The organism is Paraburkholderia podalyriae (assembly GCF_014397785.1).
Taxonomy (GTDB): Bacteria; Pseudomonadota; Gammaproteobacteria; order Burkholderiales; family Burkholderiaceae; genus Paraburkholderia; species Paraburkholderia podalyriae.
This window is the reverse complement of the sequence record NZ_VZQQ01000091.1, coordinates 1-19,137: the sequence shown is the minus strand read 5'-3', so window position 1 is coordinate 19,137 and position 19,137 is coordinate 1. Positions and strand designations below refer to the sequence as shown.

Below are 19,137 nucleotides of genomic sequence, written 5' to 3'. Positions count from 1 at the left end.
AGATCCAGATAGATCGTGGCCACGATCATGGAACGATCTTCACGTGGTCTACGCCGGACCTACCCACGCTCTCACATCATGCCCCACGCGCGCGCGAATCGGGGACCGGCCCTGCCGAGCCGCTTACCATTGAGTGCAATGTCAGTGACTACGGCTCGGAGCGTAAGGAGCGATGCCGGACACATGTGAAACGGCGGTGCGAGATTGGTAACACTGGGTTACCGGCTTACGGCGGATACCGGTCCATGAGAGTGACGCTCGGTCTGCATCGAGCGGGCCTGCTGCTGGCACAACTGCAAACGGCCGATGCCAGCAGGCACACTACATATGCGTCGAAACGACCGCCTCGTGGGGACGACATTCGCGGCGGTCCAAGGCGCGGTATCTGTCTCGCGCGGGGACGGGACACGCATTCGCCTGCTCATTCCGCCTGGTTCGCCGTTGCTATCGCTATATAGTTGAATTCCACTGTGTGTCGGGCGGACGTCCTGCAATCACGTTCGCCGTGCCATCCCTATCTTCCTGTTTACGGTGAGGGGTGGGGCGCCCTTCGCGACCAATGCGTCGAAGGCTTCCCGCGCGTCCTTTAGCTCCTGCATGGCAGCAGCAAATCGCGCCAGCTCCAGCGTCGTCGGCGGTTCATCGGGGTACTGCAGGTAGTGTGCTTCCAGCCTTTGCGATGCGGCCTGTACCTCGCGCGCAGCGCTCACGACTCGCTCGAGGGCCGATGCTTCCGCCGATACTGCTTTTACTTTCATCGTCATCGTCGCTTTTAACGAACAAACGCTCGTGCTTCGAAAACACGTCGGTGAGGGTCGATAACCGTTGTTGCCCGAGGCATCGGATGCACTGATTGCGAACCTACGCTGCGTCCGGTCACTGCACAACCATCACGGATGGTGCGCGGCGAGAACTGCATCATCTGCCTGCAAAGTCTGCAGTGGTTAGGGCTACCGCGGCACCGGCTTTCTTGAGCATTCTTCTTTCGACGGCTGCCATTATCCGCTGTCGTCCGTCGGCAAATGCTTTCAATACGCGCGCCTGGTTCGCGCCGGCCGGCAACCAGAAATGCTGTTCGAGCGCGTCGCGGGTGATTGAGCATTGCACCGACCGGTTGCGAATAGATGCAACGAAAGCGACCACTTTTCCGTCTGATGAAACGCAGGGTTCCGCGGTGAGGGTGTCGTCCATAGTTGTATAGAGTCCTTATTGACCAAACGCAGAATTGCCGCCGAGAGCACCCGCTGGCATACCCGGTCAATAGTAAGCCAGACGGCCCCCGGGGTTGACCGCTGTCGAGATTTTCTTCCCTTGTAGTTGCATCGGCGACCAACTCGCGACTTCGATGGCGTGGTGCAATAGAAACTCCAAAGTGCTATCGATGAGGCGAGTTCCGCCTGGATGTGCGAGCCCTCTGCCGGTTGGCCTAACCCATCGACAGTTCCGAACTGGAGACGGATATTTCAGGCGGGAATGCATCGATGCTTTCCAGCAGTCTCTGCAGTCGTTGTTGCTGGTTCGGTGAAAGACCCTGCGTCGCAAGTGCCTGAAGCACGCGCCTGCGCCAGTAAGTTCTGGTGAATAGAGACTGCGCTCCTTCCGCGCCCAGCACCTGCTCGAGATGGCCAATCGCGGGGGCGATATTACGGAACGTGTAGGGACTTATGCCCGTCGGGTTTCTGTCAGTGAAGGTCATTTCGTGCGCTCTGATTTACCTGCTTCTGCTTTGCAGCATATGTCCGGAAAAAATGGTTTCGCCCATCTTTACTGGTATGAAAAATATAACAATATGGGTCAGGGCTTGAAATCAAGCAATGCAACAAACAGGCTGCTGCGACGACCCAATCACACGGCGCTAGCGCCAGCACATACTCCTGGCCCGCGGGTCCCGGGCGGGAACACCTGCCATGTGCCGTCATCGTGCCGGAAGAAAAAAAGCGCAACCGAACCTTCCGGTCGCTGTACCTCGACGCGTGCGTAGCGTCCGCGGCTAGAGCCTGTGCGACTGAATCGGGTTACCCGAATCGGCGTCGCCGCAGCTGGCGTCAGCCATTTTTCAACCAGCGAACGCAGGGACCTTTCTGCCGTGTTCATCCGCTCCTCCTTCAGTTTCGTTACCGTCGGCTCGGCGTTGCCCTGTGGCACTCGCCTCGATGTGCCTGCGGCCTCGAAGAAAGTGGTCACTTCGCGTGATGGATGTCGGACGAAATCAAACGAAGCTACGGCAGGCGACCTGCGCAACGGCGCCTGAAAATTTCTGGCGCAGGAGACGAGTGCCGTGACGGCGTGCGAGGCGCACCGGGCGCCTCCGAGCGCCACAGGCGGCAACCCCGCAAGCAAGGCGGGCGGGGTGCTCGCCTGAACGATTTGACAGCAGTGAGCTACGATAAAACGCTATTACTTCTCACTGCTTTCGACCGGTGCTGCAAGCTGTCGAGTCCGCTTGACCGAGGTCGAAGCCGCCGCGCTGATATTGCTCTCCGCAGTCTCTACCGCCTGCTTTGCGGCCTTCGTCGCAGTTTCATATGCCGTGTTCGCCGTCTCGCTTACCGTCGTGATGAACGTCTTCCATGCCGTCACAGCGGTTTCGCTTCCTGCGGGCGCATTTTTCGCAAAGTTCTCGACGAAGCCCTGCGCATCGCGCTGGTACTGCCTGAACTGCGCTTCGGCAACCGCCGCGAATTCGGCTTGAGTGCTGGAGATAATTTCGTAAACGTGACGCCAGTGCGACTGTGCTTTTTCCATGGCTGGTTGAGCCTGGTTTGACTGTTGTGCGAACAACGCCCGCGGCTCTCCGGCTGAAAACGCGTTGACCAGGATTTCCTGATTTTCCGCGAGGCTTGATTTGACCGCTTGCAGATTCAGCTCGACCAGCTTTTCGATTCCGTTGAACGCTTTGGTCAGGAGGTCAAACGTTGTGTCAACGCCGGCTTTCTGCGCGGCGACGACTTGTTCCGGAGTAATACTGTTCATCACTAACTCCATAGAAGGTGAGGGAACCAGTGTCCCAAGGCCCAATGAACCGAATCGCGGGCTATGAGCTACAAAGAGCCGCAAAAATGGACCGATTGATGCGATGCAGCAAAATCATTCTAGAGAGGAGTGGCCGAATGTCAATGGCCTTTCGGCCCGCATGGTACGCGGGCCGTGCGGACGACGCTGAAAGTCTTTATGGCATTGGAGGAACACAAATCTAAGTGAAAACCCTAAACAGACGGATAGCGCAAGATTCCCAGATATTGGGGTTTACGCGTACTTGTGCAGTGCGGCAAAAAATTTGTACAGTCATCCTCGTTCCGAAGTTCTAAGGAACCTGATGTGCAGAGTTGTTTCCGCTCGCGCGTTCAGACGCAGTTGCTGGTCGCGACGCGGCACGCCCAATGTTCGCCAGAAGGCTGGTGCACGGGTTGCGCTTCGATGTTGAGGCATCGAGGAATCCTGGGTGCCACACCGTCGAATCCGCACCCAGCGCGAAAACGTCATCGGCCGCATCGTTTTAGCGTGACCAGTTCGGACAAGGTCGGGGAAGCTCTGTCATTGGAGCTTCAATGGACGGGGTGATTGAAGTCATCAGGGCAGTTCGCCACATTGCGCGAGCGGAGAAATCCGAGGTAACGGCTTAATGTTGCGCAAAGATTTGCCAGGAATTGTTTTTGGTTTGACGCCGATGTCCGGTGTGGTAAATAGTTGTGCGGCCAACGAGGATGGAATTTCGGAGTGCTATCAAGGTGATGTAGGTGCGCCACAGGAGTCACGAAGCTGTCATGGCCAACCAGTAACGTCACTCGTCGCCGCGAACAAACCGGCGCTGAAATCTATAAAGAATAAAGCTGAGAGACCCAAGCGATGAATCGACATCTACAAAATATTGGCCACCTCGAGCGTAGCGTCGAGGACGACCGCCTCAGGCGCGCGTTGGCCGCACGCCTCGACAGGGCATTCAAACGGGCCGGAATCCGTTCAGCCCGCGCTGCGAAGAGGTTAGGCGTGAGGGAAGACGACGTGCAATATTGGCGCAGCGGAATCACCGTCCCGCCGCTGAACGCTTGTATGCGTCTCGCTACTGTGCTCCAGCTCGATGTTCACTGGCTTTGTACAGGGCAGCCTCAGGGTGCCTGATTCGCATCTCGTGGTAATCGTGGGTCAATGGAGTCTCTTTCCCGTAAATGCCCATTCGTTCTGATGTTCGCAGCTTGGTCGGCATCGCGCCCGCAATGATGCAGTTGTACGCATTTCTGATGCGGCACAGCAGGCGTCTCTTCCGCAAACCCGGAGGGAATCGATGTGAAGGCAGTTAAACAAGATGCGGCGTTCGACCAGGCGCCGCGCCTCAATAAGTGCGAGATGGAGTTGTCGCGAGGCACCTCGCATATCGCGAGCACGCTGTACGAGGAAAGCATGCTTGCGGCGGTGAGGGAAACCATTCTTCACTTCGAGGCCTCGCACCGACGCGACGACCTGAAGGCATTTGCGCACGCCCTTCTCTGAAGACTGGAGCAGCGCGGGAAGCCGCTGGGGGCAAGGTGCTCCAGCGCTTTATTGAGCGCGACCGTTTGCCAGAGGAGGTACCCAGCGCGCCGCCAGTACCTGTGTCTGCTCGCAAACCTGCCGCCCGGAAGCTGAAAGGTACGGCCTTACCGCCGACCAACGCTCGCCAAGCAGCGTGAGCCGCATACGTGCAGGCGAACTACAAGTTTCAATTCTTAACCGCAACAACCGAGGTAAGAACATGTCAAAGCGAATCGCTTATGTCACCGGCGGCATGGGTGGAATTGGTACAGAAATTTCTCAGCGGTTGTTCAAGGACGGATTCACGGTCGTCGCCGGTTGTGGACCCAACTCTCCCCGGCGGGAAAGATGGCTGAAGGAGCAGGAGGCGCTTGGATTTTCCTTCACCGCTTCCGAAGGGAATGTCAGTGACTGGGAGTCTACCGTGGCTGCGTTTGCCAGGGTGAAGAAGGACGTCGGCGAGATTGACGTGCTGGTGAACAACGCCGGCATTACGCGGGATGGCACGTTTCGCAAGATGTCCAGAGAGAACTGGAACGATGTCATTGACACGAACCTGACCAGCCTCTTCAATGTCACCAAGCAGGTCATCGAGGGGATGGTCAGCAGGGAGTGGGGGCGAATCATCAACATCTCATCCGTGAATGGCCAGAAGGGGCAGTTCGGCCAGACGAACTACTCGACTGCCAAGGCGGGTATTCACGGCTTCACGATGTCGCTTGCCCAGGAAGTGGCAACGAAGGGCATTACCGTGAATACGGTTTCACCGGGATACATCGGCACGGATATGGTTCGTGCCGTACGTCCCGAAGTACTGGATGCAATCGTCCAGAGCATCCCGGTTCGCCGTCTCGGAGAGGCCTCGGAGATTGCCTCGATTGTTTCGTGGCTTGCCGGCAACGAATCAGCCTTCGCGACGGGTGCAGACTTCTCACTGAACGGTGGGCTCCATATGAGTTGAGGCCTGCGCGACGCCGGCGCATGTGAGCAACAACTGAAAGCACCGTAGTCGCGCGCAAGGACGGATGACGATGGGCGCAAAGCCTCGCGACGCGTTTGCTGGTAACGGGGCGTCCGCGATGCGATGCGGCCATAAACCGCATCGACTCTCATCGGCGTCTTTCGGGGAAAAGTGGCGTTCGCGTTTTCACGGGATGCGCAGTGGTCTCCGCCACAAGCTTGCCAACATGAGCCGTGTCGTCCGGGTCGCTTTAACGGGTTAAGCGTCTTTTATTTCATCGTTTGGACCGTCGAACAGCGCCACGCTTGCGGCGGCATTACACGACGCAGGCGGTTGATAGCGGTCCGCCGCACAGTGACATCAGGCGTACATGTTCGGCGTGGAAGCGACGGACGTTCGCGCATCAATGGAGCTGCCCGCGAATACTGGGCGCCGAGGCAAGCTATCCGAAGATTTTATGGAGCTGACCATGGCCACAAGCCGCAAGTCTGCATTGAAGAGAATCAACCAGTCGGAAATTCCCGGGACGGGCGACAAACTCGGACCCGCACTCGCGCCGGTCGCCGCAGCCATTGCAGAGGAGCTCGCGGTGCTGTTGGCAGCCGTCCTGGATGGTCGAAAGAAACGAACGCTCGACCGACTGTCGCAGGCTCTCAGCGACGCCGTTCCCGAGTTACTCCGACGTGCGGTTGAGCAGGAATTGCTCGCAGGAGAAGAGGCGGATTCAGAACGTTGCGCGATGCTCGTCGCCGCACTACATGCGGGTGCGACGCCTGGCTCCGAATAGACTCTTGCTGCAACGACCTGCGGCCCAGTCTGACGGGGCAGCCGACTTTCGGCGTGCAAGCCAAACTGGGCTCAGCGACAGTGCACGGCGAGACCACACTAGCGCAGCTGCGCTGTTTGGGGCAACGTCAACCTTGTCGGAACATGGCCATGCACGAAGGTACTCAAGCCGCTCGGTGGCCTATGCTTGATTTGTAACGGCACTCAGATTCCGATTTTGCCGACTCGTGTGGGGCCGGTTGTCATTGTCGCCTTGACCCGTCGTCACGCCGTGAACGCGTTCCGGCGGCAGCGTTCCTGCAATAGGCGCATGTCGGAGCAAATCGACTCCGGCCTGCATTGCAGGTTTTTTGTTCTCAACTGGGTACAAAAGGCCTGGCATCTCGAATACTCCTATTGTTAATTCCGTTTTTCTCATGTTAAAACGTCGATTCACGTGGGGCGTTGCGCTGGCGACGTGTCACCAACACACTTCTTTTTTGGAACATCAGGAAAATGGCAACAGGTATCGTCAAGTGGTTCAATGATGCGAAGGGCTTTGGCTTTATCACGCCGGATGGCGGCGGCGAGGACCTGTTCGCACATTTTTCGGAAATCCAGTCGAGCGGTTTCAAGTCGCTGCAGGAAAACCAGAAAGTCAGCTTCGAGGTAAAGCAGGGACCGAAGGGCAAGCAGGCGGCGAGCATCCAGCCGCTGTAACCGGGTAACCCGTCGGCTTGGCAAACAAATGGCCCCTTGCGGGCCATTTATCATTTCGAGCGTCGGATTGCCTGTGCTACGCCGACGCTTTAGCGAACGCAGATTTTTTTGCTCCGCTCTCACCAGGCTTGACCCTTGACCGGTATCCGTTTGCTCTCCAGTGCCCACAGCGGGCGGCGACCGAACATAGCGCTACCCGCCTCGGGTTGGCCGAGCTGCAGCCAATTCGGAAAGTGGTCATCAAATTCCTGGGCGGAAATGTTCCCGAGGCGCGCACAGGCCTCGGAAGGCAGGGCAATGGAGCGCTCCGTACTCGATAGCACCAAACTAGCGAGCCGGAGGACACGGAGACGCACCTCTCTGGGGACGGGATACTCGGAAACGTGCAGGGGCAATGCTTCCATGCACACACGCCGTCGCACCTCGTAGCTGAGCGCACCCTTCCTGTCGCGACGAACCAACGTCGACCCTCGCAGGTGCCTCCGCACGTAGAGGGCGCGCAGGACAGGAGCAAGAGCAAGTGCCAGAACCGATACCGTCATCATGACGTCCTCCAAATGACACCAGATTTCAGGTATCCGCGCAAAATGCGTGCCATCTCCAAAAAACGAATTCGACGTCAGGTTCCGCCAGGAGGCCGTTGATTCAGTTGGACCGGTTCCTTAGCAACACGAATTGTCACAGTCCGACGAGTCAAGTGACGTCAGCGGGGCGACGGCTCGCACGTTTATATAGCGGGGGCAACGGGCCTCACATCCTGAGGAGAGGTGCAGCAATGAACAAATTTTGTGTGGTTGCTGTTGCATCAGTGTTCTTCATAAGCGCCGTCTACGCCCAGACGTCCGCGCCGGCGGCACCCAGCAAGGCAGCAGCTCCCGCTGCTGCAACTCAGTCAGGGTCGTCAAGCTGTGAAACACAGGCGGTTGGCAAAGACGGGAAGCCGCTGACCGGCGCAGCGAAGTCGTCCTTCATGAAAAAGTGCGAGGGCAATGCCAAGAGTGCGGCGTCGACCGCATGCGAAGCCAAGGCGGGTGGGAAAGACGGCAGACTTCTCGCTGGCGCTGCGAAAGCGTCCTTTATGAAGAAGTGCGAGGCGGGTGCCGGATAACTAATCCGTCGCTCGACTCATAGGCCGGCCGGCGAGCCGGCTGTTCTGCTTCGGTGCAGCCGGCTCCTATCGCGCAGACTCACTCGTCGCTCTCCTTCGTCAATAGAGAGACCCTGAAATTTAGTCAGTCAGGGCGTGCCTGCTCTACACCCCGTGTCTGGTACCCAAGACCAGCCAAATCCGCACGCCGGGCGCGCACTGCACAAATTCAATCGGTCCAGCGGTCCCGCACGGGGTGGCATCTCCAATCGAGTCTGGAAATCGCTGATAAACGATATATACGGTATATATCGTTTATCAGTCTGGAGATGACCATGGCAGAGCCGAGCATCAGGAAGTCAACGAAGAAAGCCTTTCACTTTCCGAAGAATGCAAGCGGCCATGCGAAGGTGGGTGACGAGCAGGCAGGTGAGGCAAATGCTCCGGGCGTCGAAGCCGCAGATGCTAAACCGGCTCGGACAATGGTCGCAAAACAGGAGCGCGCGGCAGCCCTCGAGGCGGCTCAGGTCGCTCCAGCGGGTGAAGTGAACGCGAAGCGCATGAAGAAGGAGAAGGTCGTGCGCGACAGCTTCACCATGCCGAAGTCCGACTACGAAAAAATCGCGGTACTGAAACAGAAGTGTCTCAGCGCTGGCGTGTCGGTTAAAAAGAGTGAGATTCTTCGCGCTGGCCTGCTCTTGCTGGACTCGGCGCCCACCACCGAGGGTCTGCTGGCAGCCGGCTTCGTTGAGTCGCAAGTCATCAATGCGATGCAGGCGCTTAACCACCTCGATTTGGACCTGGTCGACAGAATCATCGCCGACGAGCGTCGACTCAATGCCATGGAAGCGGAAGTCGATGAAGAGTGCATCAACATCATCGCGCGGCACCAACCGGCTGCACGCGACCTGCGTCTGCTGATGGCCATCTCGAAGACCGTCACGAACCTCGAGCGTGCAGGGGATGAAGCGCGGAAAGTCGCGAAGCGGACTCGGCGAATTGCAGAAGACGGCAACGCAATGGCCATCAATATCGCGGAAATCGCGTTATCCGGTGAGATGGCCATGACTATCCTCCGCCGTGCACTTGATGCATTCGCGCGCCGCGACACAAGGTGCTGCAGCACAAATCCTCCGCGACGACGACGCTATCGATGACCAGTTTCGTTTGTTCATCTATAAGCTGGTGAAGTACATGAGGGAGGCTCCCCGAATCATCCCCATCGCGCTGGACTACCTCTTCATCGCAAAGGCCATCGAACGCATGGGCGACCATGCGACGAACATAGCGGAATTAATCATCTACATTGTCGAAGGCACGGACGTGCGCCATATCTCCGGCAAACAGCTCGAACAGGAAGCCATGCAGCATGAGGTGCATGGGGAGCGTAGTGGGAGGGAATTCGATACAGACAAACGTGACCGCTGAGGAGCGTTGCGGCACCTCTCGCTATGCCAAATAGGCGTTTCGTCGCGGCCGACTTGTTCTCCCGGCATGCTGTGCACCGCAGCGGTGCGCAGCGGTCACAAAAAATTCATTTAATAATTTCTCCGCCCGGCCGTAATCAAGGCGCACCGCTGTCATGCGTACAGCATTTTTATCGGGCGCCATCCGTAGTTGAAGGCTTGGGCGTCGTCTTGAGTATCGTAGGTCCCCAATGCGCAACCTCACGGTGAAGAGCCGTCTTGTCCTTCTCACTATGGCAGTGGCCGTTGTCCTTGTCGGCGTGGGCGTAGTCGGCCTGCTTGGCGTTACCCGAGCAACCGATGCTTTGCAGCGTATGTTCGAAGGACGGGCAAAGGCCCTGCAAGTCATATCCACAATCGACGAACTGGTCGCGGAGACCCGCTTTTCGGTGAGCGACGCCATCCTTGACCCGTCTGCACAGAAAACGAAGCTCGTGGCTGAGGCGGCCGAAGCTCGTGTCCATCAGGTGGACGAGTTGATGGGGCAGTACCTGGGGAATGGTGCAACTGGAGAGGAAAAAGAGTTGGCCTTGCAGTTTTCGTCGAACTGGACCGGTCTGCGAGATAAGGGCTTGAGACCAGCAATAAAGCTGCTCGCTGAAAACAACCTGTCGGAAGCACAATGGGTCGAGACGCAAACCATTGAGCCTATGACGAAAGCTGTCAGGTCTCAGGGCAACGAGCTGCGCAAGAGGGAAGTGACCTCCGCGCAGGGAGAATACGACCACGCGCGCAAGATGGGTCACATCGAACAATCAGTGGTCGTCGCGTTCATTCTCGGTGGACTGGGAATCGTCGCGCTGCTTTGTGCGAGTATGGCGCACAGCCTCTTTCGGGAACTGGGGGGGGAGCCATATCTTACCGCCGATGTAGCTCGACGCGTCGCGAGCGGTGACCTCTCCGTGAGCGTTCCCGTAAAACCGGGCGACACACGCAGTGTTCTATTTGCGATGGCAACAATGCGTGAGCGCCTTGCAGCGATGATTGGCGAAATCCGTTCGTCCACTGAGACCATCGCGGATGCGACGGCCGAAATTGCCGCCGGCAACACCATGTTGGCCGGAAGGACTGAAGAACATGCGGCCAGTATCCAACAGACTTCTGCGAGCATGGAGCAAATCGCATCAAACGTCAAAGCCAACGTTGAGCACGCCCGGCAAGCGCAGTCGCTTGCTCGTGTCGCGTCTGGGAAGGCTCAAGACGGCGACCGCGCAGCAAAGGACGTCGTTGAGCGAATGAACGAACTGGCACAACGTTCCGCGCGCATACGCGAGATAACGTCGGTAATCGAAGGCATATCATTCCAGACAAATCTTCTCGCGCTGAACGCCGCCGTTGAAGCGGCCCGAGCCGGCAGTCATGGGCGTGGTTTCGCAGTGGTAGCGCAGGAAGTTCGCGCACTTGCGGAGAGCAGCGCGCGTGCCGCGAAGGAAATCGATGCGCTCATCAAAGGCATGACCTCCGAAGTCGACCTTAGCAGCGCCGCGGTGAAGAGAGCGGGCGCGACCATCGTAGATTTGATTGATGCAGTCACGGGCGTCTCGCATCTGGTCGAGTCAATTGCGGTCGAATCGAATGAGCAAAGCGCAGGTATTAAGCAGGTCAACGCAGTAGTCGTAACGATGGACCATATGACACAGAATAATGCTTCGTTTGCGCAGGAAGGGGTTCAGGCCGCTAGCGCCCTCGCAAACCAGGCTCAGCATCTCCGCGCGGCCGTATTGGCCTTTCAGCTCTGACGTGGTTACTCGCGCGTCTTAACGCACGGCGACTTTACGAACTGACTGCCAGTCGCAGGCGATGTTTGTCAGGGAGTTCATCGTGCAAGAGTGACCCGCAAAAATTTTTCGACACAACGAGAATGCAGAGTTCGACGTGAACGTGACCGACAAGTTTAAGGTGCTGTTTCTATGCAGGGAGAATTCAGCGCGAAGCATAATCGCAGAAGCCATGCTTCGTGAGCTTGCAGGCGACCGTTTCGAGGCGTTCAGTGCGGGCGCCGCGCCCACAACCCAAGTTCACCCCTTTGCTCCGACCCGGCATCTCCGCAGTTCAGCGGCTCAATCCGAAGAGCTGGCTGGAATTCACAGGCGAACGGGCTCCACGGGTCGACCTGATTATCACGATGGCCGACCAGGTGGAGGAATACCACGCTCCTGTCTTCCCTGGAGAGCCGGAGTTCTGTGAGTGGCGCTTTACGGACCCGCTTTGCGAGGGTATGAGTGACATCGAGCGAGCACGGTCATCTGCGAAGGTCTTTTGGCAGATTTTGCAGCGCGTGGAGTTATTCATCGCTCTGCCGCGACAATCGAAGCATGTTCCCGGCCCGACATCAGGCCGAACGTTGAGACCTCTCGAAAGCGAGTCTGAACTTGCTGACTAGCACGCACCGGCTCGTTAGCAATATCAGGCAAATGAAAACAGATGCGACTGCATCGGGCAACGGACGTTGTTCCATCCGAGGGCAGCACGACGCTCTCTCGGATTGTCCCTCGTTCGGTGTTTCACCGCCCTTTGAAAAATGCTTCAGGACCTGTGGCTTCGCGCCGTTGTCGCACGAGTCGGATTGAATCTGGGCGACATATGTTGAAATTGAAAGCCAATCGTATTCGCGGGTCCCGGTGAGAGCCCGGCCGAAATTCAAACCCCGAGGCTCCCGAGCTTTGGAACTCGTCCAGAAGGAGAACTCTCTCCGCATTGGCGGTCCTCCTCATTCTCGCGTCGATAGCGACCAATAACCACATCCCGGCGAAAGGGCTCTCTAGCCACGGACGCAAGAAATGAGCTGCTTTGGATTGCCTCTTGCGCCCGCGGAAGCTGGTTCACGTTCCATGCTTGTCGCTAAAGATGGGTTTCCAACCGGGAAAGCTCCAACAGAGATAGGCGAAAGCAAGCGCAACCATTAATGCGAAGGCTTGGGCCTCCCCTCGGGTGGCCAGGTCGATGCCGCGATACCAGCACTCGCCCAAGACAATAAAAAACGTGAGAAATGTCCAAAGGATACGTGCCGCCGGTCTACCGAGGGCCGGGGCTGCCGGGCAAAATTTCAGACGAAGGCCTAAGAAAGCCCATAGCGCGCCGAGCACCGCTTCGGTGGTCCAGAATGCAGGGTCGGCACCGCGTTGGAGATAATCCACTCCAGAGTACCAGCCTAGAGACAAAATCAGAGCTGATGCGCCGGTTGCTCCCGCCAAACAGATGACTCTTGTTCGCATCATAAACGCCTCCTAGGGGATGCGAGAGGTGAGCTTGCTGAAAGTGTATCTCAACCAATACGTCGTCGCACCTCGTTCCAACTTCGCAAAGTAGGAAGTCCGCAGTTTCCGGCCGATGCTCTTTTGCACGCTCATGGGGTACTCAGGAAGAACTGGAGCTGGCGATTCGCGCCGTTGTGATTGGAGATTTTTACCAGACCAACCGTTTGACTAAGTCACTATCGGCGCTTTCATTGGCGCGTAGCTCGACGATGTGGTGCGGTCTTCGCCTCGGTGGTGGACTCATGGGTGCGCTCGCCACGGCTCTGATTGACGCCGCTATCCTGCTCTCAGTACCGCGTGTTTTCTCTGGGTCGCGCCGGTTCGCCGTAGAACCGCTCACCTTGAAGAATGTGCCTGAGCGCTGCCGCTCATGACGGTTGCTCCTCGTCGCGTGCGTCGTCGTATGGGCCGACCTTCGCCGAGCGCTGCCGAGCGGCTTCAGCGAAGCGCTGAATCGTTACATCGGCTAACGCAGTTTGAGGGCGCCTCCGGGGCAGTTCCGCCACCGCGGACGTCCTAACAGACGCGAACCGCGGGCTAGGGCCGGTGCTCCCTTGCAGGTTCCCCGTGGTTCGCAAAACCGTTGTCGCGACGACTAGCCGTTGCACTTGGGCAATCGACTGTCGTTGATGCGGCAATGCAAGTTATCGAGGTGAGGCAACACCGGGCCGGTTTTCCCCGATTCCGTGAAAGTCTTTCGACCTCGGTCCGCTGGAATCCGACCCGGACCGAGCATCCCGCGTTTCCTGGCTGATGGTCTCAAATTGCGTCGCGAAATCAGGATGATGGTCCTTTAACCAACGGCTAACACGCTCATTGCTAACGAGCGTTGCAATATAAGCGGCGGACACGGTGAGATGTAGATGCTCGATGCCATATCGTTCGTCGGTTTGAGCCACGGTCGTCTGAAGCGTAGCCAGTTCACGCTCGAGATGGGCAAGCTGCTCCGCGACTTCCTTGCCCCGTTTCCCGCGAACACCAGCATCACACTCAAGCCGCTCCGGCGGAGTGGCGGCGACAATCGCTCGCGCAAAGGCGGACGTGAAGTTTCCTTGCCCGCACATAAGTTCGACAGCCTCCATTTGCCGCGACGGCTTCATCAACTTCAGCGCCTTGAAGGTTGTCGCCGGACAGGCCTTGTCTGCAAGCAGCGCAGCGGCCTCGTCCGATAGGCCATCAAGCAGCCTTGCCCTGCGCTTCACTGTATTGACCTCAATGCCTAGTACTGACGCTATCCGTTCGCGTGGTACACCGTGCTCGATTGCCTTTGCAATCATGCGTGCGTCCTGCGCCGATGTCAGCCGACTGATGTGTTTGTTGTATGTGTACGCCTCATCGTCTGTCGCAATGAGGCACAAGGCTTCGTTCATCCCCAGGCGGCGCATAGCCTCTATCCGCAGTCTCCCATCGAGGATGCGAAATCTGTCGTCGGTATCTGCGACTCGCACCACAATCAGGGGTTCAACGAGACCAACAGTCGCGACGGAGGCGAGAATCTGCAGGAACTTTATGCTCGACGTAGCGGTGTGCGGGAGCGGCCTTGACGACTCGAGCGCGTTCAGCTGTAGCACGACCGGCTGGCTCTCAAACGCGACCTTCAGGGGTTTCGCTGGCAGCTTGTTCATGACTGCCCCCCGGCGCGAATACGTTGGTCCAGAACTCGGGGAAGACTCGTGAGGCCCTCTTGCTCCAGCAGCTTGATGAATCCTTCGTCGCGCATCAACTGCCGCATCGCATGAACAATGAATAGCAGTCGTGCATGGGTCAACTCAACCTTTTTTGCGAGGACCCTCTGACGGTCACTTTCTCGCATATAGAGACGACGTAGTTGGTCTGGAGCCAGTTCGCGACGATGGGCAGCGGTCGGCCCCGAGAAAACAGGCGGAGCCTTTCCACCCGACCTCATGCGTCGGCTCAACAGCCTGCGGACAACTGCGAGCTGGGGGCCCTTCAATGTTCCATTCTCGTACGCTTCCAGCAACGCGGACTGCCTACGGGTCCGTGGATTCAGCACCCGAATCTGCTGGACCGGAATATTCGTGATTGGAATCAGAGGATTGCCTTCCATCGTATGCCTCCATGTGAGACCGCGCTGCCAGTTCAAGAAGAATGCTTTCGTCGGGATAGCGGAACGTCTCGAAAGGCCCGCTACTTCCGCTTCGGATGGACAGCGAGAAGTCGTAGCTGGGCGCCAGACTGCCCCGCGGGAACACATAAAAGTCGAGCGGGGTTTGAAGTGCGGAGTCCAGCCGCAATACGACTAGAAGGTCGGGAGAACGGTAGGTCGGCCACCGCGCTCGCCAGCGCGGGCTGTGACGGTCGTACTGACGTATCAGGCGAACCGTGTATCTGACGACCAGCTCCTCATCTACCCGAATGGTGGTGCCGTCCTTGGAGATTTCCACACGATGGCCTTGGGCCACCAACGCGTCAGTCGTCCTTTGAATGCAGCCTTGCAAGGCAGTTCGAGATGCTTGAAAGGCATCAGGACCTGGGCGATAGTAACGTGGCTCATATCCGACGCGCTCATAGGCAATATTCAAGCTGCCGAATCGCCTGCAATAGGTCTTTTCCGCCGGCATCGACGGGGTTCGGTCGATTTCTCTCGCGCTGACGACTTCGGCGGAAAGCACAAAGTCGTGAAGCTTTTCCAGAAGCTCCTCATCGCTGAGATTTCTTGTCCTGTTCGTTCGAATCTGTTCGGCTGTTTCGAACGTACCGTGGTCGACGAGAGGCTGAAAAGCGCCCACCGAACGGGTCCATTCCGACGCGGGATTCCTTTGCCAGTTGCCATCGAGCTTACTTGACGTCCGGGCGTAGAGATTATTTCCGATGTATTTTTCGCCGCTCAGAATGCTGGTAATAAGCTGGGGATTCCAAGGGCGGCCATACGCGTTGCAGATGCCGAACGCATTCAGTCTCTCCGCAATTCTGTTGCATCCGAGCCCTTGACGTACGTACCAGTCGTAGATGCGCAGAACGAGCGCCACTTCATGAGCCTCACCGGGCCTCACAATAACTCTATCTGTCTTGATGTTTTTGTGTTCCCTCGGGCGCAGAGCACCTTTAACGGTCCCGTCCGACGCGACCAAGACCCGTTCCAGTCCATATCCGGGAGTTGCTCCCTGCCAAAAACCTCGCTCGGCAAGTCGGCATTGGCCGATGAAAACCTTTCGGGAGAGTTCACGGCTGTATTCGCCCGCCATTGCTCGCTTGAGCGCTTTCATTAACGCCGCCGCCGGACTGCCATCCCAGCCAAACAGTTCCGCGCAGTACACGACCTGCACACCTGCCTGTCGGCAGACGTACTCGTAGTGCGCGCTCTCATCGACGTCCTGAAAGCGTCCCCACCGACTAACGTCGTACACCAGTACAACGCTGAAGGCACGGCCAGGCGACTGTACGTCCCGAAGCAGTTGAACGAGAGCCTGCCGCCCTTTTAACGACACACCGCTTTTACCGGCGTCTTCGTAAGTCGCGATGACAGTTAGCCCCTGCACGGCCGCGAACTCTGCGATGACCCGCTTCTGGTTTTCCGTCGAGTACTGCTGGAACTCCGTAGACATGCGCACGTACTGTGCTGCGAGCTTGCCCTCGAGGGAGGGCGATGTACCAGCCCATGGGAGCATGTCCGTCTCCTGTCTTGCGCGGTACTAGTGATAGTTCGATGGATAGACAAGTCAAGGAGCATAAACGTCAAACTCCGGGCCCTTCATTGGGGGCCCCAACTGTGTGACCCTTGGGTTCTTTGAGAGAACCCGTAGATGAATTTTTTATTTCGTTCGCGACCTGAGCGCGTGTGTCGGGTATGCGGTTAAATAAACGAAGTCGAATTCCCGGGCGCGCGATGCTTCCCTGTTTCTTCGCTAGCTTGCTTTCTGACAAGTCGATGACAAGCGGTGGGCAGCGACTACTACTTTGACAACAGCCGCTTCTCGCATCAAGACGTCCTCTTTGGGTTGTAATCTATTGGCCGTTGTCTACGATATTGGGGGCATGTCATGAATGCACGTTCGAGTGAGAACATGGCGTAGTGTCGCGGAACGTGGAGATGTCACCGCCCCATATTCGTCTCCTGGCGCGGGTGGGCCGGAGTCAGCGCTCTTGGCCAATGCGCGTGATATTCGGAGTTTGTCGGACAGTGTGCGGCCTTTGGGCAGACGCACAACACAGGTTGGCCAAACTGCTCGAATGCGTGAAGTCCAGCAGTGCCTTATGTGCCGGACTCCTATCGCCGACAGACTGGATGACAACGGTACAGCCCAAAAGCGATTGCGCCGCGTTTTTTCCAGCCTTGAGTTGCGTGCACCATGACGCCACAATTCGATATCGATTTGCAGACCATACTGACGAGGGTCTATGGTCACGTGCAAGGTGTAGGTTACCGACAGGCTTGCATCAAGGAGGCCACGGCTTTGGGGGTCACCGGTTGGGTGCGCAACCGGATGCACGGTTCGGTCGAAGCTGTGTTGCAAGGCCGAGGTGAAGAACTTGAGCGATTCTGCGATTGGCTCGTCGACGGTACTCATGCAGCTCTGGTGGACCGGCTCGAAGTCCGGGAGCTGTTGCCACCGGTAGCCAGATTCGATGAATTCAAGCTCGCCGCGACAATCTAGGTGATGTCCAGATGGTTGCCAACAACTGGGAAGCCTCCGTCGATAGTTGCAGACTCTAGGGTACGCGAGCTCGTTACAATTCTTGGGCCTTCGTTGTGTTGGAGGACAAGTGCGCAACGATGAAACGTTGGGCGGTCAACGTGACTTCGAGGAGGCCGTGTGGCGAAGCTTAAGCATGTCGCGACGCTCGTAGGTACCGCTATCGTCGGTTGGACGCTATTCCCACGGGAGAAGAAGTCGGCGAGTGCGCTTCGAATGGGTGTCGTCACGGAGCCTTTGGGGAAGAGAGATTCGCCTGCGCTGCGATATTTGATACTGCATCTGAACGCTGTCCAACAAAGCTTTGAATTTGAACTTGTCCCCGCTCCTCCGGCCGATTCGCTCATGGCGCGACTCATGAGCTCCTACGGGCCGCTTCTGTCTCGGGAGGAAATTGAGAATAAACAGTTGCTCGAATCTTTCGGCGAGCGGGAACGGGCGCATCTCGAAAGCAGAAGGGCGCTCTTCCGGTGCGAGGAAGAGTCCCCGAGTCACTTTGTCGTTCTTTCCACTGCACTCCTCGAGCACAGGTGGTATTCCGCGCGCAAGCCGGACGGCGCCCCAGTGGTCGCATTGATTGCGCTGGGCGGGTGGAGACGCACAATGGCGCCGCCGACCGAAGTTGAGCTATTTCTAGCCATGCTTTTGCGCCAAGCTGCTGCGCTTGCTGTTCCTAGACTCGACAGCTCAATGCATTTTGGGACCAAAGGCTGTATGTTCGACTTCAACTAGGAGCTCAGAGACGTCAGATACAAAGCCCTCAACGGCCATGTGTGCGTGTTCTGTGCAGGCGTAATCGCTGACAGCGAGCGCCCGGAAGTGGCGAATGATTTACGCACCGCGCTCGGAAAGGAGTGGCTTGGGTCGCTTGACGACCCAGCTTCACCTGCGTCTATCGCGGCAAAGCTTGGGCACGACCTGTTTGTCAACAAAGGGCTGGTGCCAACCGCCTTTGAGAAAATTGAGTCCATTCTACCCACGGAAAGTTTGAAGCTTCTGTTCACGATAATTGGTGCGGTCGTGGGCGGCATTGTCGGTTCGTGGATAGCGTTGAAGTTGGGGTTGCCGACTCATGGAAAGTGATGATGAACTTGCGTTAGAGGCGATTCCTGATGGGGTCGCGCCACAGAGCGCAGACCGTCGGACCATCGCGTAGCCGGGACTCACTCAGTTTGACGAAGCCAAACCGTGCATAAAAAGGCAGATTGGCGGGTTCGGCAGTCTCGAGATACGCAGCAATTCGCTCGTGGTCGCACACTCGAAGGCCTGCGCGTAGCAACTCGCTCCCACGCCCCAGGCGTTGGCTGGCAGGGTCTACGCCCAGCACGCCTAAGTACCGGAATTCCTTGCCCGCTGGATGCATGCCATCTAGATGGTCCAATACACGCGTTGCCGCTGGAAAACGGGCAATCCCCGTCGCCGATAGAATCTTCGGCAACAAGCGGAGGTATTGCGCCCAGGTCAGCGGATAGCGGCCCGGGGGTAGCCACAGTGCGGCGGCTGTAAGTGAGTCATTGACCTGCACCTGCCCATGCTGCGCAAAGAAGCGCAGATAGAGTCGGTAAAGAAGAACCAAGTGACGTCTCCTAACCGTAAGCGGCTCGCGATGGCCGTTGTAGACGGGCGCAAGAATCGGCATCAAAGTGATGTCCATCATTTTCGAAGTGGTGGACACCATTTTGTCAGAGCCAACTCAGAGGCCTGGCAGCCGTAAAGG

18 protein-coding genes and 1 pseudogene are annotated in these 19,137 nt (G+C 57.6%); 11 read left to right on the top strand and 8 right to left on the bottom strand.

Annotation, left to right across the window (positions count from 1 at the left end):
• Positions 1-494: 494 nt before the first annotated feature.
• From F6X42_RS38910 to phaP, 4 genes are all read right to left on the bottom strand, one after another.
• Positions 495-758 (bottom strand): hypothetical protein, encoded by a 264-nt coding sequence (locus F6X42_RS38910; protein WP_187639163.1) that lies wholly within the window; start codon positions 756-758, stop codon positions 495-497.
• Positions 759-918: 160 nt separating this feature from the next.
• Positions 919-1,191: a DUF1488 family protein gene (locus F6X42_RS38905; protein WP_187639162.1), complete on the bottom strand. Its 273-nt coding sequence runs from the start codon at positions 1,189-1,191 to the stop codon at positions 919-921.
• A 235-nt stretch (positions 1,192-1,426) separates the two neighbouring features.
• Positions 1,427-1,696, bottom strand: coding sequence for a hypothetical protein (locus tag F6X42_RS38900; protein ID WP_187639161.1), 270 nt, complete (start codon positions 1,694-1,696; stop codon positions 1,427-1,429).
• A gap of 701 nt (positions 1,697-2,397) precedes the next feature.
• Complete coding sequence (gene phaP / locus F6X42_RS38895) at positions 2,398-2,973, bottom strand: TIGR01841 family phasin (protein ID WP_187639160.1); 576 nt, start codon at positions 2,971-2,973, stop codon at positions 2,398-2,400.
• 1,311 nt (positions 2,974-4,284) lie between these two features.
• Between phaP and F6X42_RS38890 the strand changes: the two genes are divergently transcribed.
• The 8 genes and pseudogenes from F6X42_RS38890 to F6X42_RS44805 all read left to right on the top strand — a co-directional run bounded on the left by F6X42_RS38890 (position 4,285) and on the right by F6X42_RS44805 (position 11,695).
• Positions 4,285-4,488, top strand: a complete 204-nt coding sequence (locus F6X42_RS38890) for a hypothetical protein (protein ID WP_187639159.1) — start codon at positions 4,285-4,287, stop codon at positions 4,486-4,488.
• Between the two features lie 241 nt (positions 4,489-4,729).
• The gene (locus F6X42_RS38885; protein WP_187639158.1) at positions 4,730-5,470 is read left to right on the top strand and encodes a 3-ketoacyl-ACP reductase; all 741 of its coding nucleotides are present in this window, start codon (positions 4,730-4,732) and stop codon (positions 5,468-5,470) included.
• A gap of 370 nt (positions 5,471-5,840) precedes the next feature.
• Positions 5,841-6,257 carry a hypothetical protein gene (locus tag F6X42_RS38880; RefSeq protein ID WP_187639157.1) on the top strand — a complete coding sequence of 139 codons (417 nt, stop codon included), beginning with the start codon at positions 5,841-5,843 and terminating at the stop codon, positions 6,255-6,257.
• A 494-nt stretch (positions 6,258-6,751) separates the two neighbouring features.
• The gene (locus F6X42_RS38875) at positions 6,752-6,955 is read left to right on the top strand and encodes a cold-shock protein (protein WP_187631690.1); all 204 of its coding nucleotides are present in this window, start codon (positions 6,752-6,754) and stop codon (positions 6,953-6,955) included.
• A gap of 775 nt (positions 6,956-7,730) precedes the next feature.
• Positions 7,731-8,063, top strand: a complete 333-nt coding sequence (locus F6X42_RS38870; protein WP_187639156.1) for a hypothetical protein — start codon at positions 7,731-7,733, stop codon at positions 8,061-8,063.
• A 671-nt stretch (positions 8,064-8,734) separates the two neighbouring features.
• A pseudogene (phoU, locus tag F6X42_RS38865) lies at positions 8,735-9,470 on the top strand (phosphate signaling complex protein PhoU).
• A 229-nt stretch (positions 9,471-9,699) separates the two neighbouring features.
• Positions 9,700-11,247 (top strand): methyl-accepting chemotaxis protein, encoded by a 1,548-nt coding sequence (locus F6X42_RS38860; RefSeq protein ID WP_187639155.1) that lies wholly within the window; start codon positions 9,700-9,702, stop codon positions 11,245-11,247.
• A gap of 211 nt (positions 11,248-11,458) precedes the next feature.
• Positions 11,459-11,695 (top strand): hypothetical protein, encoded by a 237-nt coding sequence (locus tag F6X42_RS44805; RefSeq protein WP_246530473.1) that lies wholly within the window; start codon positions 11,459-11,461, stop codon positions 11,693-11,695.
• Positions 11,696-12,330: 635 nt separating this feature from the next.
• Here F6X42_RS44805 and F6X42_RS38850 read toward each other — a convergent pair.
• The 3 genes from F6X42_RS38850 to F6X42_RS38840 all read right to left on the bottom strand — a co-directional run bounded on the left by F6X42_RS38850 (position 12,331) and on the right by F6X42_RS38840 (position 16,394).
• The gene (locus F6X42_RS38850; RefSeq protein WP_187639154.1) at positions 12,331-12,726 is read right to left on the bottom strand and encodes a hypothetical protein; all 396 of its coding nucleotides are present in this window, start codon (positions 12,724-12,726) and stop codon (positions 12,331-12,333) included.
• 683 nt (positions 12,727-13,409) lie between these two features.
• A complete protein-coding gene (locus F6X42_RS38845; RefSeq protein WP_187639153.1) occupies positions 13,410-14,390 on the bottom strand; it encodes a plasmid partitioning protein RepB C-terminal domain-containing protein in 981 nt (326 codons plus the stop codon).
• 366 nt (positions 14,391-14,756) lie between these two features.
• Entirely contained in the window at positions 14,757-16,394 is a 1,638-nt protein-coding gene (locus F6X42_RS38840; RefSeq protein WP_187639152.1) for a recombinase family protein, read from the bottom strand.
• A 681-nt stretch (positions 16,395-17,075) separates the two neighbouring features.
• On the opposite strand from F6X42_RS38840, the gene F6X42_RS38835 reads away from it, so the two are divergent.
• The 3 genes from F6X42_RS38835 (at position 17,076) to F6X42_RS38825 (ending at position 18,503) form a co-directional block, all read left to right on the top strand.
• Positions 17,076-17,381 (top strand): acylphosphatase, encoded by a 306-nt coding sequence (locus F6X42_RS38835; protein WP_187639151.1) that lies wholly within the window; start codon positions 17,076-17,078, stop codon positions 17,379-17,381.
• Between the two features lie 159 nt (positions 17,382-17,540).
• The gene (locus tag F6X42_RS38830) at positions 17,541-18,152 is read left to right on the top strand and encodes a hypothetical protein (RefSeq protein WP_187639150.1); all 612 of its coding nucleotides are present in this window, start codon (positions 17,541-17,543) and stop codon (positions 18,150-18,152) included.
• Positions 18,153-18,239: 87 nt separating this feature from the next.
• Positions 18,240-18,503, top strand: coding sequence for a hypothetical protein (locus F6X42_RS38825; protein ID WP_187639149.1), 264 nt, complete (start codon positions 18,240-18,242; stop codon positions 18,501-18,503).
• Positions 18,504-18,516: 13 nt separating this feature from the next.
• Here the strand turns inward: F6X42_RS38825 and F6X42_RS38820 are convergent, their stop codons facing one another.
• Positions 18,517-19,077, bottom strand: a complete 561-nt coding sequence (locus F6X42_RS38820) for a GNAT family N-acetyltransferase (RefSeq protein WP_187639148.1) — start codon at positions 19,075-19,077, stop codon at positions 18,517-18,519.
• Between the last annotated feature and the right edge of the window lie 60 nt (positions 19,078-19,137).

Excerpts from the sequence above, each read along its gene's own strand:
- F6X42_RS38910 (WP_187639163.1), bottom strand. The coding sequence starts at position 758 with ATGAAAGTAAAAGCAGTATCGGCGGAAGCATCGGCCCTCGAGCGAGTC.
- F6X42_RS38905 (WP_187639162.1), bottom strand. The coding sequence starts at position 1,191 with ATGGACGACACCCTCACCGCGGAACCCTGCGTTTCATCAGACGGAAAA.
- F6X42_RS38900 (WP_187639161.1), bottom strand. The coding sequence starts at position 1,696 with ATGACCTTCACTGACAGAAACCCGACGGGCATAAGTCCCTACACGTTC.
- phaP (WP_187639160.1), bottom strand. The coding sequence starts at position 2,973 with ATGAACAGTATTACTCCGGAACAAGTCGTCGCCGCGCAGAAAGCCGGC.
- F6X42_RS38885 (WP_187639158.1), top strand. The coding sequence starts at position 4,730 with ATGTCAAAGCGAATCGCTTATGTCACCGGCGGCATGGGTGGAATTGGT.
- F6X42_RS38880 (WP_187639157.1), top strand. The coding sequence starts at position 5,841 with ATGTTCGGCGTGGAAGCGACGGACGTTCGCGCATCAATGGAGCTGCCC.
- F6X42_RS38875 (WP_187631690.1), top strand. The coding sequence starts at position 6,752 with ATGGCAACAGGTATCGTCAAGTGGTTCAATGATGCGAAGGGCTTTGGC.
- F6X42_RS38870 (WP_187639156.1), top strand. The coding sequence starts at position 7,731 with ATGAACAAATTTTGTGTGGTTGCTGTTGCATCAGTGTTCTTCATAAGC.
- F6X42_RS38860 (WP_187639155.1), top strand. The coding sequence starts at position 9,700 with ATGCGCAACCTCACGGTGAAGAGCCGTCTTGTCCTTCTCACTATGGCA.
- F6X42_RS44805 (WP_246530473.1), top strand. The coding sequence starts at position 11,459 with ATGCTTCGTGAGCTTGCAGGCGACCGTTTCGAGGCGTTCAGTGCGGGC.
- F6X42_RS38850 (WP_187639154.1), bottom strand. The coding sequence starts at position 12,726 with ATGATGCGAACAAGAGTCATCTGTTTGGCGGGAGCAACCGGCGCATCA.
- F6X42_RS38845 (WP_187639153.1), bottom strand. The coding sequence starts at position 14,390 with ATGAACAAGCTGCCAGCGAAACCCCTGAAGGTCGCGTTTGAGAGCCAG.
- F6X42_RS38840 (WP_187639152.1), bottom strand. The coding sequence starts at position 16,394 with ATGCTCCCATGGGCTGGTACATCGCCCTCCCTCGAGGGCAAGCTCGCA.
- F6X42_RS38835 (WP_187639151.1), top strand. The coding sequence starts at position 17,076 with ATGACGCCACAATTCGATATCGATTTGCAGACCATACTGACGAGGGTC.
- F6X42_RS38820 (WP_187639148.1), bottom strand. The coding sequence starts at position 19,077 with ATGATGGACATCACTTTGATGCCGATTCTTGCGCCCGTCTACAACGGC.